At 68.3% G+C, this 20,263-nt stretch carries 28 protein-coding genes and 1 tRNA gene; 5 read left to right on the forward strand and 24 right to left on the reverse strand.

Going from position 1 to position 20,263, the window contains the following annotated elements:
- Window positions 1-787 precede the first annotated feature (787 nt).
- Window positions 788-1,648 (forward strand): tyrosine-type recombinase/integrase, encoded by an 861-nt coding sequence (locus EDF21_RS17170; protein WP_123570386.1) that lies wholly within the window; start codon window positions 788-790, stop codon window positions 1,646-1,648.
- Between the two features lie 9 nt (window positions 1,649-1,657).
- Window positions 1,658-1,852 (forward strand): hypothetical protein, encoded by a 195-nt coding sequence (locus EDF21_RS04240; protein ID WP_123570387.1) that lies wholly within the window; start codon window positions 1,658-1,660, stop codon window positions 1,850-1,852.
- A gap of 1 nt (window position 1,853) precedes the next feature.
- Here the strand turns inward: EDF21_RS04240 and EDF21_RS04245 are convergent, their stop codons facing one another.
- The 21 genes from EDF21_RS04245 to EDF21_RS04345 all read right to left on the reverse strand — a co-directional run bounded on the left by EDF21_RS04245 (window position 1,854) and on the right by EDF21_RS04345 (window position 16,604).
- Window positions 1,854-2,249 carry a hypothetical protein gene (locus EDF21_RS04245; protein WP_123570388.1) on the reverse strand — a complete coding sequence of 132 codons (396 nt, stop codon included), beginning with the start codon at window positions 2,247-2,249 and terminating at the stop codon, window positions 1,854-1,856.
- Between the two features lie 13 nt (window positions 2,250-2,262).
- The gene (locus tag EDF21_RS04250) at window positions 2,263-3,033 is read right to left on the reverse strand and encodes a hypothetical protein (protein WP_123570389.1); all 771 of its coding nucleotides are present in this window, start codon (window positions 3,031-3,033) and stop codon (window positions 2,263-2,265) included.
- Window positions 3,033-3,608: a hypothetical protein gene (locus EDF21_RS04255; protein WP_123570390.1), complete on the reverse strand. Its 576-nt coding sequence runs from the start codon at window positions 3,606-3,608 to the stop codon at window positions 3,033-3,035. Before EDF21_RS04255 ends, EDF21_RS04250 begins: the two co-directional genes overlap by 1 nt.
- Window positions 3,609-3,618: 10 nt before the next feature.
- The gene (locus EDF21_RS04260; RefSeq protein ID WP_158612852.1) at window positions 3,619-5,334 is read right to left on the reverse strand and encodes a carbohydrate binding domain-containing protein; all 1,716 of its coding nucleotides are present in this window, start codon (window positions 5,332-5,334) and stop codon (window positions 3,619-3,621) included.
- The gene (locus tag EDF21_RS04265; protein ID WP_123570392.1) at window positions 5,331-6,293 is read right to left on the reverse strand and encodes a hypothetical protein; all 963 of its coding nucleotides are present in this window, start codon (window positions 6,291-6,293) and stop codon (window positions 5,331-5,333) included. Before EDF21_RS04265 ends, EDF21_RS04260 begins: the two co-directional genes overlap by 4 nt.
- Window positions 6,290-7,885 carry a hypothetical protein gene (locus tag EDF21_RS04270; protein WP_123570393.1) on the reverse strand — a complete coding sequence of 532 codons (1,596 nt, stop codon included), beginning with the start codon at window positions 7,883-7,885 and terminating at the stop codon, window positions 6,290-6,292. Before EDF21_RS04270 ends, EDF21_RS04265 begins: the two co-directional genes overlap by 4 nt.
- Window positions 7,885-8,394: a hypothetical protein gene (locus EDF21_RS04275; protein ID WP_123570394.1), complete on the reverse strand. Its 510-nt coding sequence runs from the start codon at window positions 8,392-8,394 to the stop codon at window positions 7,885-7,887. The genes EDF21_RS04270 and EDF21_RS04275 overlap by 1 nt, the downstream gene beginning before the upstream one ends.
- 5 nt (window positions 8,395-8,399) lie before the next feature.
- Window positions 8,400-8,816: a hypothetical protein gene (locus tag EDF21_RS04280; protein WP_123570395.1), complete on the reverse strand. Its 417-nt coding sequence runs from the start codon at window positions 8,814-8,816 to the stop codon at window positions 8,400-8,402.
- Between the two features lie 2 nt (window positions 8,817-8,818).
- Window positions 8,819-9,190 (reverse strand): hypothetical protein, encoded by a 372-nt coding sequence (locus EDF21_RS04285; RefSeq protein WP_123570396.1) that lies wholly within the window; start codon window positions 9,188-9,190, stop codon window positions 8,819-8,821.
- Complete coding sequence (locus EDF21_RS04290) at window positions 9,180-9,815, reverse strand: hypothetical protein (protein ID WP_158612853.1); 636 nt, start codon at window positions 9,813-9,815, stop codon at window positions 9,180-9,182. Before EDF21_RS04290 ends, EDF21_RS04285 begins: the two co-directional genes overlap by 11 nt.
- A gap of 20 nt (window positions 9,816-9,835) precedes the next feature.
- Entirely contained in the window at window positions 9,836-11,503 is a 1,668-nt protein-coding gene (locus EDF21_RS04295) for a hypothetical protein (RefSeq protein WP_123570398.1), read from the reverse strand.
- The gene (locus tag EDF21_RS04300; protein WP_123570399.1) at window positions 11,500-11,736 is read right to left on the reverse strand and encodes a hypothetical protein; all 237 of its coding nucleotides are present in this window, start codon (window positions 11,734-11,736) and stop codon (window positions 11,500-11,502) included. The genes EDF21_RS04295 and EDF21_RS04300 overlap by 4 nt, the downstream gene beginning before the upstream one ends.
- Before the next feature lie 5 nt (window positions 11,737-11,741).
- Entirely contained in the window at window positions 11,742-12,812 is a 1,071-nt protein-coding gene (locus EDF21_RS04305) for a phage portal protein (RefSeq protein WP_123570400.1), read from the reverse strand.
- Window positions 12,813-13,039: 227 nt separating this feature from the next.
- On the reverse strand, window positions 13,040-14,692 hold the full coding sequence (locus tag EDF21_RS04315; protein ID WP_123570402.1) for a hypothetical protein: 1,653 nt from the start codon (window positions 14,690-14,692) through the stop codon (window positions 13,040-13,042).
- Window positions 14,693-14,742: 50 nt separating this feature from the next.
- Window positions 14,743-14,958, reverse strand: a complete 216-nt coding sequence (locus EDF21_RS04320; RefSeq protein ID WP_123570403.1) for a hypothetical protein — start codon at window positions 14,956-14,958, stop codon at window positions 14,743-14,745.
- The gene (locus EDF21_RS04325; RefSeq protein WP_123570404.1) at window positions 14,952-15,236 is read right to left on the reverse strand and encodes a hypothetical protein; all 285 of its coding nucleotides are present in this window, start codon (window positions 15,234-15,236) and stop codon (window positions 14,952-14,954) included. Before EDF21_RS04325 ends, EDF21_RS04320 begins: the two co-directional genes overlap by 7 nt.
- A complete protein-coding gene (locus tag EDF21_RS04330; protein WP_123570405.1) occupies window positions 15,233-15,427 on the reverse strand; it encodes a hypothetical protein in 195 nt (64 codons plus the stop codon). The genes EDF21_RS04325 and EDF21_RS04330 overlap by 4 nt, the downstream gene beginning before the upstream one ends.
- Window positions 15,420-15,542, reverse strand: coding sequence for a hypothetical protein (locus EDF21_RS17145; RefSeq protein ID WP_255416427.1), 123 nt, complete (start codon window positions 15,540-15,542; stop codon window positions 15,420-15,422). Before EDF21_RS17145 ends, EDF21_RS04330 begins: the two co-directional genes overlap by 8 nt.
- A complete protein-coding gene (locus tag EDF21_RS04335; protein WP_123570406.1) occupies window positions 15,539-15,829 on the reverse strand; it encodes a hypothetical protein in 291 nt (96 codons plus the stop codon). Before EDF21_RS04335 ends, EDF21_RS17145 begins: the two co-directional genes overlap by 4 nt.
- Complete coding sequence (locus tag EDF21_RS04340; RefSeq protein ID WP_123570407.1) at window positions 15,826-16,416, reverse strand: helix-turn-helix domain-containing protein; 591 nt, start codon at window positions 16,414-16,416, stop codon at window positions 15,826-15,828. The genes EDF21_RS04335 and EDF21_RS04340 overlap by 4 nt, the downstream gene beginning before the upstream one ends.
- A complete protein-coding gene (locus EDF21_RS04345) occupies window positions 16,413-16,604 on the reverse strand; it encodes a hypothetical protein (protein WP_123570408.1) in 192 nt (63 codons plus the stop codon). The genes EDF21_RS04340 and EDF21_RS04345 overlap by 4 nt, the downstream gene beginning before the upstream one ends.
- Window positions 16,605-16,702: 98 nt before the next feature.
- Between EDF21_RS04345 and EDF21_RS04350 the strand changes: the two genes are divergently transcribed.
- Window positions 16,703-16,999: a helix-turn-helix domain-containing protein gene (locus EDF21_RS04350; protein ID WP_233568398.1), complete on the forward strand. Its 297-nt coding sequence runs from the start codon at window positions 16,703-16,705 to the stop codon at window positions 16,997-16,999.
- Here the strand turns inward: EDF21_RS04350 and EDF21_RS04355 are convergent.
- A tRNA-Lys gene (locus EDF21_RS04355) sits at window positions 16,965-17,037 on the reverse strand. The genes EDF21_RS04350 and EDF21_RS04355 overlap by 35 nt on opposite strands.
- Before the next feature lie 97 nt (window positions 17,038-17,134).
- Between EDF21_RS04355 and bcp the strand changes: the two genes are divergently transcribed.
- Window positions 17,135-17,605 carry a thioredoxin-dependent thiol peroxidase gene (gene bcp, locus EDF21_RS04360; protein ID WP_123570409.1) on the forward strand — a complete coding sequence of 157 codons (471 nt, stop codon included), beginning with the start codon at window positions 17,135-17,137 and terminating at the stop codon, window positions 17,603-17,605.
- A gap of 99 nt (window positions 17,606-17,704) precedes the next feature.
- Here bcp and EDF21_RS04365 read toward each other — a convergent pair whose 3' ends face one another.
- Window positions 17,705-18,160 (reverse strand): hypothetical protein, encoded by a 456-nt coding sequence (locus tag EDF21_RS04365; RefSeq protein WP_123570410.1) that lies wholly within the window; start codon window positions 18,158-18,160, stop codon window positions 17,705-17,707.
- Between the two features lie 168 nt (window positions 18,161-18,328).
- On the opposite strand from EDF21_RS04365, the gene EDF21_RS04370 reads away from it, so the two are divergent.
- Complete coding sequence (locus EDF21_RS04370; RefSeq protein ID WP_043594001.1) at window positions 18,329-18,577, forward strand: WhiB family transcriptional regulator; 249 nt, start codon at window positions 18,329-18,331, stop codon at window positions 18,575-18,577.
- Between the two features lie 127 nt (window positions 18,578-18,704).
- On the opposite strand, the gene EDF21_RS04375 is transcribed toward EDF21_RS04370, so the two are convergent.
- Complete coding sequence (locus tag EDF21_RS04375) at window positions 18,705-20,198, reverse strand: sensor histidine kinase (RefSeq protein WP_056046272.1); 1,494 nt, start codon at window positions 20,196-20,198, stop codon at window positions 18,705-18,707.
- Window positions 20,199-20,263 lie beyond the last annotated feature (65 nt).

A 20,263-nucleotide genomic window follows, 5' to 3' on the forward strand; every position in this document is an offset into this window, starting at 1 on the left:
ATTGGTGCCACGGGCCTATCCCAGAGGCGTCACGGCGTGACGCGGTGACGTGCTCGAAGCGGTGCAGACAGGCCCGGCATAGGTTCAACGCCGATGTTGGGCTAGGCGTCGCCCGTGGCCACGGGCGACGGCTCAAGCTGGCCTATGCCGATCCGCCTTACCCCGGCCTCTCCCGCCGCTACTACGGAACCCATCCCGACTTCGATGGCGAGGTCGATCACGCTGCCCTCGTCGCGAGCTTGCTCCCGTACGACGGGTGGGCCTTGAGCACATCAAGCTCGGCCCTTCAATTCGTGCTGTCACTCTGTCCCCCAGACGTTCGGGTGGCTGCGTGGGTCAAAGGTGAACGCCCAACGGTGGCCCGCGGACCTCTGAACTCTTGGGAGCCGGTCATCTTCCGCGGGGGACGTGTCGCGTTGAGCAGCTCGGACACGTCGCGTCTCACGGCCGTGCGACACGACGCGTCGCTGTCGGGCCCGAACGACGCGTCGCGGGCGGCCGCGGGCGACGCGTCGCGCGTCGACGGGAACGACGCGTCGTCACCTGGTCGACACGACGCGTCGCTGTCGGGCCCGGACGACACTTCTGGGGCGCGACGGGTTGACTCACTAGTGGGGGCGGCGAGGGCTCGCACGACCGACCCAGGGCGGGTAGTGGGAGCGAAACCCGCGATCTTCTGCCGGTGGATCTTTGACCTGCTAGGTGCCGAACCCGGGGACGAGTTCACCGACGTATTCCCCGGATCGGGCGGCGTCGCGCGGGCTTGGCAAACGTTCGACCGCGTCTCATGACCAAACCGTTGCGTCTGGTCGTGACGAACCCTCGCATGCGATCAGGAACAGCAATACCCCTGGCCTGGGCAACGCAGCTCGGGCCGTTCACGGCATGGCTCCGCGCCGGCCACCGCTCCGAACGAACGATCTACCTCCGCACCTACCACCTCCGACGGTTCGCCGACGAGACACGCGTCGACCCGTTCGACGTCACGACCGAGGTGCTGGTCGACCACCTCGGCTCGAGGGCGTGGTCCAAGACGACGCGCCACTCGATCCGCGCCTCCCTCCGTGTGTTCTACGGGTGGGCGCACGCGACGGGCCGGATGATGACGAACCCGGCCCACCTCCTCCCGACGTTCAGCCCTCCCCTCGGCCAGCCCCGCCCCGCGCCCGCGTCCGCTCTCGCGGCAGGGCGCGCCACAGGTGACCCTCGGGTGCGGCTCATGGTCGAGCTGGCCGCGACGGTCGGCATGCGCTGCGGTGAGGTCGCCCACGCGCACACGTCCGACCTCCGCGAGACTCTCGACGGGTGGTCGCTGCTGATCCACGGGAAGGGCTCGAAGCTCCGCACGGTGCCCCTGAACCCGGGACTGGCGGTCACGCTGCGCGCCCTCCCCCGCGGCTACCTGTTCCCCGGGCAGGTCGACGGGCACCTCTCGGCGTCTTACGTCTCCAAGCTCGTCAGCGCCGCCCTCCCGGACGGGTGGACGGCTCACACGCTGCGGCACCGGTTCGCGTCCGCGTCGTACTCCGCCGACCGCGACATACGGGCCGTGCAGCTCCTCCTCGGGCACGCGAGCGTCGCGACGACGCAGGTCTACACCGCCGTCCCCGACGACGCCCTCCGCCGTGCTGTCGCCGCTGCTGCCTAGGATGACGGCATGAAGACGACACTGCTGTTTCTCTCGATCGCGTTCGCTGTGCTCGGTGCCTTGGCGCTCGGGCTCTCCTGGACCGCCGACCTAGTGAATGCTGTCATCGTCATGGCCGGCCTCGGAACCGGGATGCTCGGAGCCGCCGGAGCGTGCCTGGCGGGTTATCTCGTCGTCGGCGCCCTGGATGACCGCAAGGTCTGATCTACTCCGCTCGGTGGCTCGGGAGCTGCGCGGCGTCCGAGCGCAGCCGGAGGATGGTGTCCTCGCTCATGGCCGGCGACGTGTCGACCGGTGCTGCCACGGTGGCAGGCAGGGCCGCGAGTAGCCCGGCGATCTGCTGCTGCTGCGTCTCGATGGTGTCGAGCATGCGGGTCGAGTTGCCGTTTACGTTCTTCGCCACGGTCTCGAGCCGCTCGGACTGTTTGACCTGCCCGTAGCCGAGACCGCCGAAGATGCCGAGCGACGACAAGATGCCGCCGGCGAAGATCACGAAGGTCGACGTCGGTCGACCGTTCGCCTCGAGCACGATGAAGCCGGCCACGAGGCCGATTGCGAAGACGCCGACGATGGCAAAGGCGATGAGCTTGAACTTGTCCATGGTGATTTGTTCCTTACTTGGGCTGGTAGGCGATGTCGGAGCCGTCGATGAGTCGGTGGAGCGATTCCCATTCCTGGGGGCTGAGGGCCTTGGCCTGCGACGGGTCGTCGCCGAGCACCTGGTAGGGGTCGCGGAGGCGCTTGGCGTGGGCGTCGTCGTTGGGGTAGATGACCCGCGCCGGGTCGCCCACGGGGACGTCCCACCGGACGGCGACGAGCTTCTGGGTGTCGCTGTTGCGGTAGAGGCGGTAGCGGCTGTCTCGGGTGACGACGGCTCGAACCGTGTCACGGATGAAGGTCTGAGCCTCGGTGCTGATCATTTCGTCATCGTCCGTTCTGATGGGGGCGGGAGGTGTGGAGGTGGAGGCCGGGGTGCTACCGACCATGGCGCGGATCGCGGGGCTGACCCACTCCAGACGCCACTCGAAGTGCCAGCGCTCCCCCGGCACGGTGGCTCGAAAGCCGTAGAGCCCCGCGAGACGGTAGAAGGCCTTGGAAACGGCGGTGGCTACGTAGCCGACGCCGGACCCGACATCGACGCACCGGCCGGCTACGTGGTTCGCGCGGGGGTCGTCGGGATGCCAGGCGGGATTAAAGCCGGGGCGCAGACGATTCACCCAGAGGTAGAACTGCCGTTGCCAGGTGCGGGTGCCCTCGGTCGCGACGACCCAGACCCCGCACAGGGCGGCGACCGCGGCGACGAGCAGGCGCCAGTAGATCGCGGCGTCGGCGTTGAGGGTCTGCCCGTTGCCGATCGACGCTTGAGTGCCCGGTCTGTTTGCCATTACGCGCGCACCCACTCAGCCGTCAGAGTCAGGTTGTAGGGCGCGGTGGCGATGGTGCGCGCTCCGTTGCTCGACTGCTGGTAGACGAACAGACGGAGCACGTCACCCTCGGCGAGGCGGACGAGGCGGGTCGTACTCACCCCACGGCCTGCCTGCACGTTGCCCGCGATGGTTGCCGAGGTGTCCGAGTCTGTCGAGTTGCGTGTGATCTGGATGCCCGCGGTATCGGGCGCGGTGCTGTAGAACACGGACCCGCCGACTCGATAGATACCGGCCTTGCCGACCTTTGCCTCGCCGGAATCGGCATTCCACGTGATGCCCGATGCAAGTTCCGCGGTCGTGGCGAGGGACACAGTCGCCATGGCCCACGCCCCGGATTGGACGGTGCTCTGCGCGGTGCTCCGGCTCACGCTGAGGATGGGCTGGTTGACTGCGGCCTCGACCTTCTCGAGCCGCGTCATGGTTGCGGCTATCTCGTCGCCGCGCTGGTTGAGGGCGGTGTCGATGTCTTTGACGAGTAGCGAATCGCTGTACGTCGCGAGGCCCTTAGCCCCTGCTGCGTCTCCTACGGCCACGGTGGCCCTCCTAGTTGGTGTAGCCGGCGAGGTCGGTCGTGACCGAGCCGATGGTCTGATCTGCGGGTGCTCGTCCAATCGAGCCGGAGGCGACGACGATCAAACCCTTGGAGACGAGCTGCATGTCGTCGGCAGTGAGGTTCCACTCGACGGCGTCGAGGTAGCCCGTCAGCGCGTCGGCTGCCCCCGACGTGATCGCGACACTCATCCCGGGTGTCGCCGCGAAGTCGATCGCCGCGGTCGCGGTCTGCTGCTTCTGCCGGGCCTGGAGGCGGCGCAGCACGTAGGCAGCCGTGCCCGCCCCAGGGAAAGCGGTGTCGGGCCGCTCGATGACGTACGCCTTGGTCGGGTTGGTCGTCCCGGCGATGTCGTACTGGGTGCGCTCATCCCCTGCTCGGTCTCGCCAGGTGTAGGCGATCACGACGGCGTCGCAGAACAGGGGCAGGCCGTCGGTCTGCGTCGCTGTCCGGCTCATGAGGTCGGTGTGGGCGTAGAGGTTCGTGCCGGCCGCGGCGCGGACGGTGCCGGCCACGGCGTAGTTGTCGTCGACGAGCTGCCAGGTGCGTGTCTCGTCGCAGAAGAGGCGGAGCCCGACAGCTTGCAGGATCGGGGTCAGGTACTCCCAGGCCGATTGGCCGGGCGACCAGGTGAGCAGCTCGGGGTCGCGGTCGAGGACGGGGGTGCGGGTCGAGGGCGAGAGGCCGGCGGCGGCGTCCCAGTCGTAGCGGTAGGTCTCGGTGTCGGGGGTGTCTCCGTCGAAGTACGGGATCGGGCTGATTCCGTTGGTGTCCCGTCCGTCGCCCTCGTAGATCGAGAGCGCGTCCCACCAACAGTCGCCGCCGCCTGAGGCCGCACCGTTGTAGATGCGGACCTCGGAGTAGGTAGCGTTCTCGGGGATGGTGAACTCGGCGAAAACGTCGACCCACTGGTTGCGGAGGTTTGCGGGGCCGTAGCCGACCTGGCGGGTCGTGCCAGCGACGGTTGCGAGGACGACGACGGACAGGGCTCGGGCGTTGACGGTGCCGGACAGGGCTGCGCACCATACGGACCCATTGAAGCGGTAGGTCTTCCCCGGCTCGAGCCCCGGGTTGAGGGACGCGTACGAGTCGTTGACGTTCGCGGTGTTCGGGACCATGCGGAGCGAGTTGGTGCCGATACGAGCGCGGGTGGACGATTGAGATAGGGCGACGTTGGTCGCGATCCACACCCCGGACGGCACCTCGAACGATCCGACGGGGATCAGGTTCTTCGCAGCGGAGTACGTCGGGATCGGGCGCGTGGCCCAGGCACCTCGCTTCCAGGCTGCACCGCCTCCGTAGACGGTGCTCAGCACGATCGAGACGATGTCGGCGACGCTGCCCTGGTTGATCCAGAGGTTTCGGTACGGCTCGGTCGCGACGCGCTTGTAGTCCTGCAGCAGTAGCTCGTCGCCTGACAGGTTCAGCCCCACTCGCGCCGCTGCTGTGTCGAGTTGCCGGGCAGAGACGTAGAGGTCGAGGGTGCGGGTTGCGCCGGGTGTGCTCGACAGGGTGAGGGTCACGCGCGGCAGCAGCGTCGGGTCGAGGGCGGCGAGCACGGTGAGGCCCGGGTGGGCGATCGTGAGCGATGCCGAAGCGTAGGGGGCGCGGGCCTCGGACAGGCCGGCGCTGCCGTCGACGATGTTCAGTGGGTACGTCTTGCCGACGGCGGTTCGGAGGGTCGCCGTGTAGGTGCGGGTGCAGATCACGGGCGCACCTCCCGGTAGGCGACACCGACGAGCCAGAGCGCGCGGGACTGCGGGTCGAGCTGTCGGCTAATCGCGCCGTCGGCGACGTAGGGCATGGCGATCGTGGGTAGCTCGGGGTCGTCGAGGGTGAGCACGGCGGTGCCTGAGTGCATGCGTTCGCACTCTGCTGCCTCGGCTTCCGAGGCGAAGAGGTACGACAGCGTGCCCGTGCGGAGGCCGGCGGGGCGGAGGGTCACGTCGGGGTTGGCGCGTCCGATGACATCGTGGAAGACGTGGGCGGATGCGCGCTGGGACTCGTAGCCCAGCACGTACAGGGGCCGTGACGTGGCGTAGCTGACGACGGTCGACCCGGCGGTCGTTCCGTCGAAGTACGGGCCGGGCTGAGCGTCGGGGCCGGCGACGGTCTCGCCCTGCGCCTGAGAAACGATCAGGCTCTCACCCGCGGCCATGCCGCGGGTGCGGATGAGGGCACGGTAGCCCAACTCATTCGCCGCGGTCGGCAGCACCGCAGGCAAGGTGAACGTCACGGTCTGCCCGGGGGCGATCACGACGTCGGGCGAGTTTGGGCCGTCCGTGCTGGCGTTGCTGCCGTACGCGCGGATGTTGCCGTAGATCGTGTGCGGCACCGTTCCGGTGTTGGTGATCGCGTAGGACGCGGCCTTGTATGTGCCGACCTGCCCGGGGGCCATGGCTGACGCCGTGTAGGTGATGAGCAGGCCGGAGGCGATCGCGGCGGTCGCCGTGACCTTGACGGAGCCCGGGCCCGTGTAGTCGTTGGTGGCGTTGGGGTTCCGATACCAGGCGTTGACGTTGGTGAACCGGGGGTCGACGATGTCGTTGCGTCGGGTCTCGACGTCGTTGACGCGCTTGACGGACGGCGACGCGTTAGCCGCGCCCGTCCAGGCGTAGGCCGTGACGGTCGTCGACAGGGCCTCGGTGCTGCTGATGCTCGAACTCACGGGACACCCATTCCCTGCCCGGGGGGCAACTGGCTAGCGATGTTGTTCTTGACGCGGGCCTCGATGTTCAGCACGCGGGTGCGCTGGAGTTCGGCGGTGATCCGTGACATGTCGGGGTTGAGGACGACGTCGGTGTTGTAGCCCGCGTTCGACAGGTCGGCCTTGACCTTGGATGAGAAGCTTCCGGACGAGGTCTTGCCGGCTTCCGACCAGATGCGGTTTAGCTCGGCCTGCTGCGCCGGGGTGGCGGTCTTGTAGCCGGCCATGAACGTCGCGGCGCTGTCGACGCCCTGCGAGCTGATGAACGCCTTCGCCTCGGGGGTCAGGGCTGCGGTCGCCAGGGTCTCCTGGTAGTCGCGTAGCGCCTGCTCGCGTTGCGTCATGGAGTCGATGAAGCCCTGGACGTCGAAGATGCCGGACTCGGCGTCGACGTAGTCGTCAGCGCTGCCGGCCGCGTCGTCGTACGCATCGTTGATGTTCGAGATGAGGTCGGCCTTGGCCTGGAGCGCCGGACCCCCTGACGCTGCGTATGCCTCCTCGCCCGCCTTCGCTTGGTCGGCGGCGTCCTTCGCTTTGACGAGTTCGTCGACGACGAGCTGCTGCGCCTGAGCCTTCTTGAGGTTGTCGCGGTAGACGCCGGTCGCGGTCTGGTCGGAGGTCTGGGCTTCTTCCTCGAGCTGCTCGAGCAGCTTCTCTTGCTTCTTGAGCAGGTCGTCGACGTTGGCCCCGGCACCGGCGACGGCGCGGGCGATGTCCTCGAAGTTCTTTCCGTTCCCGGCGCCCTCGACGGCCTCCTGGAGGTCCTCGAGGTTGACGACGCCGTCCTCGGTGGTCGTGGCGAGTTCTTTAAGCTTGTCGATGACGTACTCGAGCGAGGCCTCGCCCTTGCCCCCGGCGTCGATGAACTCAGCGCCCAGATCAGCGACCTTCTCTTTGAAGGCGTCGGATTCTTCGCCGCCCTCTTGCAGCTTGGAGAAGACCACTCCGAGGCCGGCGGCGGCGAGCAGGCCGGCGGCGGCACCGGCGGGACCGAACCCGGCGAACGCGTTAGCGGCGACCTCCTGGAAGGCGTCACCGATGGACTCGGCTGAGCCGTCGAAGCTGGCCGCGGCTTCTCGAGCGGTCGAGTTCGCTTCGTCCTTGAACTCGCCCAGTCCCTCTTTTGCTTCGTCTGCACCCTTGCGGGTGCTGATGGCCATGGGGTCGCCGAGGTCTTTGGTGTCGCGCTTGGCCGAATCGGCGAGTTCTTTGAAGCTGCGCTCTAGACGCTCGTTGCTCTTCTCGGCCTCTTTGACGCCGGTCTTCGTGCTGTCGCCGATCTTGTCGCCGAGCCCGTCGACGGCCTTCTCGGCTTTGCGGGTGCTGCTGGTGACCTTGTCGCCGAGTCCGTCGACGGCCTTCTCGGCGTCTCGGGAGCCGTCGCGGAACCCGTCTCCCAGCGCGTCGCCCGATCGGTTCGCTGCGCGCTGGGTGTCGGCGGCGACGTCGTCGAGAACAGAGGACAGCTCGGTCAGGGCGGACTCGGCGTCGGACGTGCCCTTCTGGAACTGGCGGACGTTCGCGGCGATGTCGATGTTGATGCCGGCGGCCATTACTTTCCCTCCAGTCCTTCGTGGAATGTGCGGATGACGGTTTGCACCCAGAGCGAGGCGAACCGAGGAATCAGGGCTTTGGCCGTTGGGTAGACGACGTAGCCGTTTTTGTTGCGGGAGCGGAGCTGAGCGCGGGTGCGGCGGGTGACCTTGAAGGTCTTGCCCTTCCGGCTCGTCGCGGTGTACGTGCTCTTCTCGTCGCGGTTTGCACCGAACTCGGCGGCGAAGTAGTCGGTCTTCGGGTTGAGCCCGCCGGACAGTTTTCGCCCCACGGTGGCCGACGACATACGCACGTTCTGGTTCGACATCTTGATGCGGCCCGTACCGACGAGCACGCGGTGCTCGAGGCGAGATTCGGCCCGCTCGGCGAGGCCCTTCTGCCACTCGGGCAGAAGCTTCTCACGGGTGTACTTGCGGACGTTCGCCTGGATCTGCCGCTCGGCTCGACGTAGTCCGAGGATCGCAGCCTGCAATTCCTTGGAGTCGTTGACGTCGATGCCGAGCGGCATGGCGATCAGGCCGTGACGGCGGCGATGGGGGTCGGCTGCCCCTGCACCTGGAGGGTGACGGCGAACACGGGCACCGTGTTGACCGTGCCGCCGATGTTCGTCGGCACGATGGTGACGTTCGCCTTGAACGCCTTGCCGCCCTTGATGGGCGCGAACTGCATCTCGACGGTCTTGCCCTGGTTGGCCAGCAGGTAGTTCGAGATGCTGGTCGCGGTGGCCCAGTCCTGTGCACCGGACAGGTTCACGACCCACGCCGGAGCGCCGGAGAAGTTGAAGACGGCGGACGGGGTGAGGCCGGTGAAGTTGAAGGTCGGCACGGTCGGCACGAACTCGACAGCCGAGATCGCGGCGGCGAAGTTGTCGGCGGCGACCTTGACGGTGGCGTCGGTGAGGGCGAACGGGGTTACTGCGATGTCGGCCATGGTCAGGCGTCCTTTCGAGCGATGACGGTGATGGTGATGTCCCAGGACAGGTTGTCCTGGACGACGGTCGGGGTGGCTTGTCGGATGATGACGCCCATGCCGTAGAGGTCGAGCACGAGCGCGAGCACGTCGTCGTCGAGGTCTTGCTGCGCCGATGTGGGGTCGGCCTTGGGCGAGATGACGCTGATGACAAAGTCGGTCTCGAGTGCCCCGACGGCGGACGTCGCGGGTCGAATCTCGGTGGCGTGGAGCATGACCGTGGTCAGCTCGATCGTGTCGAGGTTGCGCGAGTAGGGCACGATCTTCCACGCCTTGGGCAGCAGGGGCTTTAGGGCGTTCGCGAGCTTCTGGCGGGTGCTCTGGTCAACCGGCAATCGGGGTACCTCGCTTCGGTCGCAGCAGGCCCTTGACGACCCAGTCCATGGAGTAGACCGGGACGGCGAACCCGTCGGCTCCGAGCTGGCCGCCGTCGTCCGCCTTGGTCGACTGCCAGAGGTTCCGGGCCTGGATGAGCTGCGCCTGGCGGTAGTGAGCCGGGGGCCGGCCCGTGAAGGCTGGGGCGTACTCGATGCACTGCGTCTTGGCGGACTCGAGCAGCGCGTAGAGCGTGGTGTCGACCTCGGGCGCGTCGGCCCACACGGGCCGCTCGGGGGTGCCGCGGGTCGATTCGAGGGTGTGCCACCCGTCGTCGGCCTGCGCGACGAACGTGAGGCTGTCGGCCCGCTCGCGCCCGCCGGCCGCGGTGAGCAGGACGAGAACAAGGGTGTAGATGCCGGGCTCGTCGAGCACGGTGTCGCCGGGCCACTCGATCAGCACGGCACCCTCGGTAGTGAGCTGGGCAAGGAACCCGGCGGTGGGGACGAGCACGCCGTCGGGGTTGTACAGCACGACCTCGACATCGTCGAAGGCGGTGAGGTCCATGTCCTCCCCGCCGCGGGAGGGCACGACGACGAGGTCCGTCGTCGGGACGTCGCCGACCCAGTACGGTCCGTTCATCATCGTCATGCCCTCCTTCCGGTTCAGGCGTCGGCGATGCCGACGTGCTTGAGACCGGCGGGGTAGTCGGTCATGTACTGCGTGTAGCCGATGACGGCGCGGTCGACACCGCCACGGGCGAGGTCGAGGGCGTCGAGGTTCAGCGGGGACGCGCCGGGCAGCTCGTTGACGTGCGCGGCGGCGGCGGAGCCGACGACGATCGAGGGGCTGCCGGTGATGCCGGTGTCGCCCTTGATGACCTTGACCTTGCCGTCCGCGGTGCCCTCGCCGCCGGTGCCGAAGCTGAACGTCACGAACTCGGGGACGCGGTCCTTCTCGGTGTAGATCAGCTCCTTCCACGCGAGCGGGTTCGCGATCGCGAACGTCGGGGTGTCGTCGCTGTCGCCGACGGCCTCGATGCCCTGGATGAGCATGCCGAGCGCGGCGGGGTAGCGCTCGGGGTAGGTGTCAGGGGCGAGCAGTCCGCCGGCCGTCGCGCCGAGCACGAGCTGCTGCCCGGTCCAGACGTCGGTGACGCGGGCGTAGCTGTTGGCGAGGCGCTTGAGGAACGCCTCGATCAGGGGTCGGTTGGCGGGGATGTCGAACCACTCGCGGGCGATGTCCGCGGCCCAGCCCCACCGCTGGAAGATCGAGTCACGCAACCGGGCCGAACCGGAGCCGGTGGGCAGCTCGGTCTTGTTGCCGGCCCAGGGCTTGACGAGGTCGTCGGTGCCCTCGATGACGAACCCCTTCTCGTCCTGCGCGGTGATCGAGCCGCGGCGGATCAGGGGCATGTACTTCTGGACGTAGCTCTTGCCGTTCCACAGCTCGCCGAGCCAGGCGGGCTGGATCGGGTTGCCGCCGGCCGCGCCGGAGCCCAGGGCCCCGGTGGTCTTGACGTCGGCCAGCGCGGCCATGAGGGAGTCCTCGAGCGGGCGGCCGTCGCGCTCGGCGGCGAGTCCCTTCGTGATGAGATCGAACACGGAGGCCGCGGTCGGCCCCTGGCTCGCCTGGCTGGCGACGAGGGTCGCCGGGACGGTAGCGGGTGCAGGTGCCACGGCGGGCTCCTCCTCTTCTGCCGGGGTCTCCGGCTCTTCGATCACGGTCTTCTCCGTGATCGTGGTCTTGTCCCCGTCGACGACCGTCGTCCGGGTGGTGGTGTACTTCCGGGTCACACCGTCTTCGTCGGTGCGCTCCTCGGTGAACTTCTCGGTGGTGGTCTTCGGGTCCGACGCGGCGGGCGGCTCTTCGCCGTCGGGCGTGTCCTCGGCCATGAGCGACGACGAGGGGAACGCGCCGGCCTTCACGAGGGCAGCACCGTGGACGGTGCCGGCGACGGCCACGCCGTTGCGGAGCTTGACGTCGTCGACCTCGATCGAGAGCTTGCGGGGCACGCTGTCGTCGCCGCTGTCGAGGGCGGCGAGCAGTGCGTCGCCCTCGGGTCCGTCGTTGATGCGCCAGGCCGCGACGATTCCGTCGTCGGTTTCCTGCGCGAAGAGGGCAGTGCCGACGTTCTTGATCGGACGGGCGTGCGTGTCGACCAGGTGCAGGAACGACTTCACGTCCTTCGGGAGCTTGAACGCGCCCTTCTGCACACTGAACCGTCCGAGATTCGTGCGGCCCGTCTCGCCGAACTTGAGCAGCAGGCCGGACACGGTCCGGTCCTCGCGGTTCGCGGCGAGGGTGCCGGCCTCGATCTGCGCGACGGTCACGCCGTCACCTCGGGCTCGGGCGAGAGGAACGCGAGGTACGTCCCAGCGGTCGCGACGACGTCGGCGGAGTTCGAGGTGATTGCCAGCTCGAGCGCCGCACGGCGCTTCTCGAACTCGGTGACGTCGTAGGCGGCGTAGCCGACCAACTCGGTCGACGCTGCTTCGGTCTCGGGGGTCTCGTCGACGGGGAGCTGGGCGTTTGTGTCGGCGGTCTTGCTCTTGGGGTCAGCCATGGTGTTCAGTCCTCTGTGTTGGGGCCGGTCGGTGACGCGGCGGGGGCGATGAGGTCGGAGAAGTCGAAGCGGACGCGCTGGCCGCGGGGCACGACGTTGTCGAGGGACAGGGCCTCCTCGATGGGGCCGGCCCAGAACGGGATCGTGTAGTCGACGAGTTCGTTGCGCTGCCCCTCCTGCGTGGAGTAGGTCAGGGTCGCCGCCGCCTGCGAGCCCTCGAGCAGCGCGGCGGGAATGTTCATGTGGTTCGCGACGTCGAGGCGGAGGGCGTTGCGTCCGGACTCGAACAGGTCGGTGGGGTTGCTGGCGTGGGCTTCGACGCGGATACGGGCGTCGGCGAACATGACCGCTCCGTCGGGGTTACGGCGCATCTTCGCGACGGCCTCGACGTAGGCCTTGGCTTCCGTCTCGGTGAGTGTGCCCTCGACCTGCTCTTGCAGGACGAGACCGGGCATGGGGTTGCGGACTCGCGATTGCCAGGCCTTGGCCATATCCCTGCTGGCCGTGATCGTGTCGTCTGCCGCGGCGAGCAGACCTGGGCCCGGGCCCGGAATCCATACGACGGAGCCGTAGGCGGCCACCTTTTGATCGACGACGATCTGTCCTTCGGTGTTGACGGACCACCGCTCGTAAGGGACGTGAACGGCGTCGAGGATGGGACCGAGTTCACCGTCCGTCGGGACTGACCCCCGACGGACGGCGAGCAGTGAGGCCTCGGCGAAGATCAGATCGTCAAGGATCGCTTTCGTCCGCTGCACTGGGCTGATGCCGCTGTCGGACCGGTAGAGCCACGTGGGCTGTGCGTCGCCGGTCAGCAGCTCGGTTCCGCGGTAGGCGCGGAGGGGGCGGGACCCGATGATGCTGTGGAGCAGCGCGCGACCCTTTGCGATCGCCGGGACGCGGAGCGCGTCGACGCGTGTCATGGCCGCGACACCCGACACGTCGAACTCGGCGACGAGGGCCGGAGCGAGAGTGATCTGAGCTTGGAATGGGGACAGCACCGCCGCCGGGGAGAGCAACGTCGGGAACTCACCTGTCGCGGCCTGAGGCCGTTTGAAGAGGTCGAGGATTCCCATGAGCTAAATCATCCGGACGGAGCGTTACATCGACGCTCGTGCCCGGTGAGCGCGTACCCGGGCACGAGTCTGGAGGCGGTCACGGAGGGCTGTCGTGCCTTCGTGGACCTGGGCTTCGTGACGGAGCCCTGAGGCCTCGGCTTCGTCCATGGTGAAGGCGAAGCCGTGCCACCACGGGCACTCGGCGCAGGTGATGACGACGGACGTGCTGGACTGGTCGAACTCGATCATGCTGCGGTCACGACTCCTGTGCGGTTGGTGCTGCGGGCGAAGTGCTGGTCCCAGTTGCGGAGAGCACGGGTGGCGGCGTCGATGCAGGTGATGTCTGCTCCGGGCTCGCTGGGGGTCCAGAGCCAAACGCCGTTGTCGCCGCGGGTCTCGCGCTTGGCGACGACGGCGACGGCGGCGTTGAGGCCGATCTGGTCGAAGTGGCGGAGGGTGCCGCGCTCGAGGTCGCGCATGATCTGGATGCACCCGGCGGCGGTCTCGCGGTAGGTCTGGAGCTGGAGGCGCGGGCGAGGGGTGAGCACCTGGGTTTCCCCCGCGGTGGCCTTGCCCTCGGCGATGTCGTCGTACGCGATCGACGATCCGCGGTAAGTCTTCGTCAGCTCTTGCATCCGCTTCGGCAGCCAGTCGGTCCCGCCCTGGTGGTTGACGACCTCGATGTACGCCTGGCCGTTCGTGCCGCGCCAGGCCGCGACGATCGCGGCGACACCGCCACCGGGCTTGATTGCGAGACCGAACGCGATGCGCGGCGGCTTCGTGAGCTTCTTCTCGAGAGCGCCGGCCGTCCACAGGTCTGCCGCGATCGCGGTCGACCCGAACGTCTCTGGCCACATCGACAGGTACTCTCGCGCCCACTGAGGCAGCGGGAGCGCACGGTAGTTCTTCCGCATCTTCTCGATGGTCGTCAGGGTGCCGATGCCGGGGTGGACTCGCTGGAGCAGCTCCATGGCGCTCTCCTCGGTCTCGAGCAGCTCCCACGGGGTCGAGGGGTCGGCGGCGAAGTCGAGCCCGCCGATGTCGGTGCCACCCTCGCGGAGCAACGCGAGGTAGCGCCAGAACGGACCGACGCGGACCTCGCCCGACGTGCCGGAGAGGATCAGGTGCGCGCCGGGCTTGGTGTCCATGAGTGGCAGCAGGCCGGCGAGCAGCTCGTCGCCCTCGTCGGGGTCGACCTCCTGGGCCTCGTCGATCCACGCGACGTCGGCGGCTTCACCGCGCACGGCGTCGGCGTCGGGCTTGAAGACGAGGAACTGCGACCCGTTGTCGAAGTAGATGCCCTTGCCGGTCTCGCCCATGAGGATGCGGAACCCACGGCGTGCAGGGCCGGCCTCCTCGGCACGCTCTGGGAGCAGGTCGTCGCCGAACAGGGCGACGCGACGCTCCTGGGCCTTCGTGGTTCGGGAGCGGCCCGTGCGCATCCACGGCGGGAGGTCCTGATCGTCGGGCGGGTTGATGCGATCGAGGCGCGTTTTCCATTCGCGGAGGCGCCGGGTGCCGGCGACACCCGACTGTGCCGAGAACGCGACCTGGTAGCCGGGGCGGTTCGCGCAGCGGCCGATCAGCAGCAGGAAGATCGTCGTCGTCTTGGACGCACGGCGGGGAATCTCGACGTCGAAGATGTCGAAGTCGCCGGACAGCGTGTCGACGATCTGGAGCTGCTGGGGCTTGATCGTGTTCGGTGCGTCGAGAGCTGCGTCGGGGTCGAGGTGCAGCCCGTACAGCTCGGCACCTCGGAGGAAGTCGACGCGGTTCTGACGGTCCGCGACGTACCCCGAGTGGAATGTTGGATTGATACCACGGTCCCGGTGGGATTCCCACCTTTGGAGAGAGAATTCGGTGCTGTCCCTAGGCGGAGGTACGGGCGATTTCGTCAAAAAATCGGGGTCTCCCGCCCTCTCGACGCCAATCGGCGCGGTCGCGGCGCTCACGGGCGCGTCCACTCGTCGATCGTCGCGAGATTGAGCGCGTTGAGCGCGTCGGTGTTGATCGGCAGGTGGTAGACACCGTCCACGAGGTGCGTCCGATGCAGTGGCCAGGCCGGGCGCTCGCACCGCATGCTGTCGTCACCGGCAGGGCCGATGCACACCGGGCAGCGCGGGTCGTCCGGGGTCCACGTGCCGCGGTCCTCGTCCTTCACCATGGTCTGATGTCCTTCCCTGCTTGTCGCTTGCTGTTGGTGATGCGGGCTCCGAGGGTGCCGCCGCTCTTGCGGTTGCACGGGCCGTGGATCGGGCCGGTGTTGGCGGGGGTGGGCCTGCCGCCGAGGGCTGCGTCGAGGCGGTGGCCGACCTCGTACTTGTCGCCCGGGTTGATGGGCCGGCCACACCCGATGCACGGGAGCGGGAGCAGGGGGTCGATCTGCTTCCGGAGCTTCGGGCTGTGCGTGGTCCACTTCTGCGCCCGGTGGTGACGGCTCACCGCCTGCTCGATCTGCTGGCGTGGATGGCCTCTTCGGCCTGTGCGATCAGCTCGGCACCGAGCTGTGCAGCTTCGCGGGGCTCGAGCATGAGTCCGCCGTAGGGTGCGCCTGCGTCGAGGCGGACCTGCATGCCCTTCTGCGGGACGTCGCGGATGCCGACGGCCATGCCGTACACGATCGAGTCAGCCACGTCGGTTCTCCCTGCTGCTCTTGACCCAGGCGACGACCTTCGGCCAGGCAACTGCGGTCCAGAGCACGACGATGAGTACGCCCGCGAGGGTGGGGTCGAGGTAGTCGCCGGTCATGCGCTCAGCACCTCGACGGCCTGCTCGAAGGTGATGCCGTTCTCGCGGGCGTAGATCGTGGCCTTGAGCACGGCTCGGCCGGCGCGGAGCCAGGCGTAGCCCTCGAGGTTGTCGAACGTCCCTTCTCGCAGTCCGGTGCGGATGAGCCGGAGCGAAGCGGAGGCGCGGGTGATGGGGTCAACGGCGGTGAGGCTGTCGTAGTGAGTGGCTTCGTGGTCGAACGCCTCGGCGAGGTTGGCGAGGCTGTCGAGCACGGCGTCGTCGAGCTTGCTGGTCGTGGTGGTCATGCGTGGGCTCCTTCCAGTTCGTCGGAGGTGACGCCGCATGCGTTGACGCAGTAGCGGCCCTCCGAGAAGTTGTGCGAGCCGGAGCGCGAGCCCGTGCAGCGCACGGGCCTCTCCGTGCGCGCGTCTGTGGTTGTCTCTAGAACTTGAGTTATTGATGGGTGGTTATAGGACGGTTCGGGTGTCGCTGGCGACAGGGGGGTGGTGTCGCCAGCGACACCCCCTGTCGCATCCGACAGGGGGTCGGGAAGCTGCTCGATCACCACGCGGTTTCGGGTGCTGTGACGCGACGTCCGGTCGCACGTGGGCGGGCAGGCGAGGATGAAGCGATACAGGTTGGGGCGCGTGTAGTTGGACGTCGAGGCGGTGCCTCCGGCGTTCAGTTCGCGCACGACTTCGTGCAGCTCGACAAGCCGGTCGATTGCCTTCTGGGCGTTGCGCGGTGTGACGGCGGCATAGCGTGCGAGCGTCGCGACCGACGGCCAGGCACCACCGTCTCCGTCGTGGTTGGCGATACCGAGCAGGACGAGCTTCGCCGAGCCGGTGGCCCGGGAGTGGTGGAGGGCGATCGCCATGGACTCGACGCTCATGACGCCTGCTCGCCGTACACGCTGACGACGACGGTGGGGTCGAACAGTCGGGGGCCGTTGTAGCCCGGGAAGGTGACCGCGGCGGGCAGCTTCGGGTCGTCGCCGGCAGCGTCGCGGTTCACCTGGCTCTTGCTCTTGCCGGTGATGCGCGCGACCTGCTCGGCGGTGAGGTAGGTCAGGGTGTCCATGCCGGACAGTGTGTCACATCTGCGCCACCTGTCGCAGCACACAGCAGAAATACATGTTGCGTCACCTAGCGCAGGTGCGTAAGGTGACGCATGTGAGCATGATGACGCTGCCCCAGAACGGGCGTATCCCGAGATTCGACCTGGCCGACCGCCTGCGCAAGGCGCGCGAGACGGCGGAGGTGAGTCAGGACGAGATGGCTGAGCAGATCGGCGTGTCGCGGCGAAGCATCGTCCGATACGAAGGTGGCGCGACGGTGCCGCGGTCGGCGCTGCTGCTGTGGAGCATGCGAACGGGCGTGCCGATGGAGTGGCTGCTTAACGGAGAAGCCCCGCCGACCGGTGACGGTGGCGGGGCTGGGGTGCACCCCCTCGGACTTGAACCGAGAACCCACTGATTAAGAGTCAGTTGCTCTGCCAATTGAGCTAGAGGTGCGTGCTGCGATCTCTCGCAACGACGGTCAACACTAGCATGAGATTCGACCCACTCAGAACCACCGGCGCCGTCCGCGGCGCCCGCAGATCGGAGCACCATGTCCACGAAGCTCGAGAAGGGCGCTGCGGCGCCGACGTTCACCCTCGACGACGAGAACGGTTCGCCCGTCTCGCTGGCGGATTACTCGGGGCAGAAGGTCATCGTGTACTTCTACCCGGCGGCGTCGACGCCGGGCTGCACGACGGAGGCGTGTGACTTCCGCGACAACATCAACTCGCTGAAGTCGTCGGGCTACCAGGTGCTGGGCGTCTCGAAGGACGAGCCCGCCGCGCTGCAGGAGTTCAAGGACGAGCAGGGGCTGAACTTCCCGCTGCTCAGCGACCCCGAGCTGACGGTGCACCAGGCGTACGGCGCCTACGGCGAGAAGAACAACTACGGGCGCATCGTGACGGGCACGATCCGGTCCACCTTCGTGGTCGACGAGCAGGGCGCCGTCGAGCTGCCGCTGTACAACGTGAAGGCGACGGGGCACGTGGCGTCGCTCCGCAAGAAGCTCGGCCTCGACTGACCCCTTCGGCGACGAGGAGCGCAGGAGGCGCGGCGCCGGTCTCGAGGACCGGCACCGCGCCCCCTGCGTGTCGCCTCGCGACGGCGGCGGGCGGGTCGGTCAGTAGACGTGGGGGTCCGAGTCGCGGGCCGAGGTGGCCGCGACGACCGACGGCACGAGCAGCAGGCCCACGACGGCGACGGCCGGCACGAGGAGCGCGAGGCCGATGGTCGGGTTGGCGAAGACGCCCTGCAGGCTGCCGATGCCGACCGCGAACTGCAGCACCTGCCACACGATCGCCGCTCCCCTGATCCAGGCCCGGCCGCGTAGGGCGCCGATCACGATGGACCCGAGCCAGGCGGTCGCCAGCAGGGTGAGGACGAAGATCGCGACGGCCGACGGGTACGAGTCGGGACGGGCGACGAGCAGCTCGACGAGCAGGAACGCCGCCGTGGCGGCGACCAGCAGGAACTCGGCGGAGAGCAGGACGATCACGACCCAGAGCAGCGCGGGTCGACGGGTCTCGGCAGACCGACCGGTCTCGTCTCGGGCGCCGTCCGGGCCTGCTGTGGTCACGTGTGAGCCTCCGAAAAATCCTTGATTTGGCCGTACCAGTATGCGACCATATTCGAGGTCGAAGTGACGCGCACATTGCGGTGCGCGCCTCCCGAATTCTTCTCTTTCCCCATCCCGAACCAGGCGCTTCGACGTGCCTGGTTCTGCACTTTTAAGGAGTACCCATCGATGGATTGGCGCGACAAAGCCGCTTGCCTGCAGGCTGACCCGGAGCTCTTCTTCCCCGTCGGCAACACGGGTCCCGCCGTCGACCAGATCGACAAGGCCAAGGCCGTGTGCGGCCGCTGCACCGTGACCGAGACCTGCCTGCAGTACGCGCTCGAGACCTCGCAGGACTCCGGCGTCTGGGGCGGCCTGAGCGAAGACGAGCGTCGCGCGCTCAAGCGTCGCGCGGCCCGCGCCCGCCGCGCCAGCTGATCGACCGTCGACCGCCCGCTGCGGTCGACCTCCGGCCCTCGGGGCCGATGACGAAGCCCGGCACCTGATCGCAGGTGCCGGGCTTCGTCGCGTCCGGGGCGGGGTCGTCGCCGGTCTCCGCTGTGGCTCAGGGCTGGGTGAGCCAGCGGAACGGGATCTCGATGGTGACCTCGGTGCCGTTGCCGACGAGGGTGTGCCAGTCGATGGTGCCACCGAGTTCGCCCTGGATCAGCGTGCGGACGATCTGGGTGCCGAGCCCCGAGCCGACCTTGCCCTCGGGCAGCCCGACCCCGTTGTCGCGCACCTTGACCGTCAACTCTTCCGCCCGACGGTCGGCGACGATCTCGACCTCGCCGTCGCGACCGTCGAGGCCGTGCTCGACGGCGTTCGTCACGAGTTCGGTCAGGGCGAGGGCCAGGGGCGTCGCGTACTCGCTCGGCAGGGCACCGAAACTGCCCGTCATGGTGGGGCGGACCGTCGTGTTGTGACTCGACGCGACCTCGGCGATCAGCATGAGGACCCGGTCGAAGACGGTGTCGAAGTCGACGTTCTGGCTGAGCCCCTCGGACAGCGTGTCGTGCACGACGGCGATCGACTGCACTCGGCGCATGGCCTGGGTCAGTGCCTCGCGGGCGACGTCGGTGTGGGTGCGACGTGCCTGGATGCGCAGCAGCGAGGCGACCGTCTGCAGGTTGTTCTTGACCCGGTGGTGGATCTCGCGGATCGTGGCGTCCTTGGTGATCAGCTCGCGCTCTTGGTGACGCAGCTCGGTCACGTCGCGACAGAGGACGATCGCCCCGACGCGCTCACCGCGGTCACGCAGCGGGATCGCGCGCAACGACACCGTGACCCCTCGCGCCTCGATGTCGGTGCGCCAGGGCGCCCGGCCCGTGACGACCAACGGCAGGGACTCGTCGATCACGAGCTTTCCCGCGAGCAGGCCGGTGGTGACCTCGGCCAGCGACTCGCCTTCGAGTTCGCCGGCGAACCCCATGCGGTTGAAGGCCGACAGGCCGTTGGGGCTGGCGAACGTGACCATGCCGTCGACGTCGAGGCGCAGCAGCCCGTCGGAGGCGCGGGGTGCGCCCCGTCGCGGACCCGTCGGCGCCCCCAGGTCGGGGAAGTCGCCGGCGGCGATCATGGCGAAGAGGTCGTTGGAGCACTGGTTGAAGGTCAGTTCTTGACGGCTCGGGGTGCGCGCCTCGCTGAGGTTCGTGTGCCTCGTGATGATCGCGATCGGTGCGTCGGTGACGTCGGGCCGGCTGGCCCCCAGGCGGCGGAGCACGGGCACGGCCCGGACGCGCGTGGGCGTCTCTTCGTACCAGTCGGGTGCGGCCGAGTCGACGATGCGGGTCGTCGTGAACGCCTGCTCGATCTGCTCGCGCCACTCGGGCCGCACCTCTTGTCCGACGAAGTCGCGGTAGAAGAGCGTGGCCGAACTCGAGGGCCGGGCGTGGGCGACGGCGACGAAGCCGTCGGCCTTCGTGGGGACCCAGAGGACGATGTCCGCGAAGGCGAGGTCGGCGAGCAGCTGCCAGTCCCCCACCAGCAGGTGCAACCACTCGACGTCCACCTCGCTCGAGAGGCCCTGGGCGAGAACGAGATCACTGAGCGTCGACACCCGCCCAGTCTAGGTCGACGGTCCGTCCGGCGACGTCGGCCACTCCCCGGCGGGAGGACCCGACC

Origin of the sequence: Frigoribacterium sp. PhB118 (assembly GCF_003751725.1) — a bacterium.
Classification (GTDB): domain Bacteria; phylum Actinomycetota; class Actinomycetes; order Actinomycetales; family Microbacteriaceae; genus Frigoribacterium.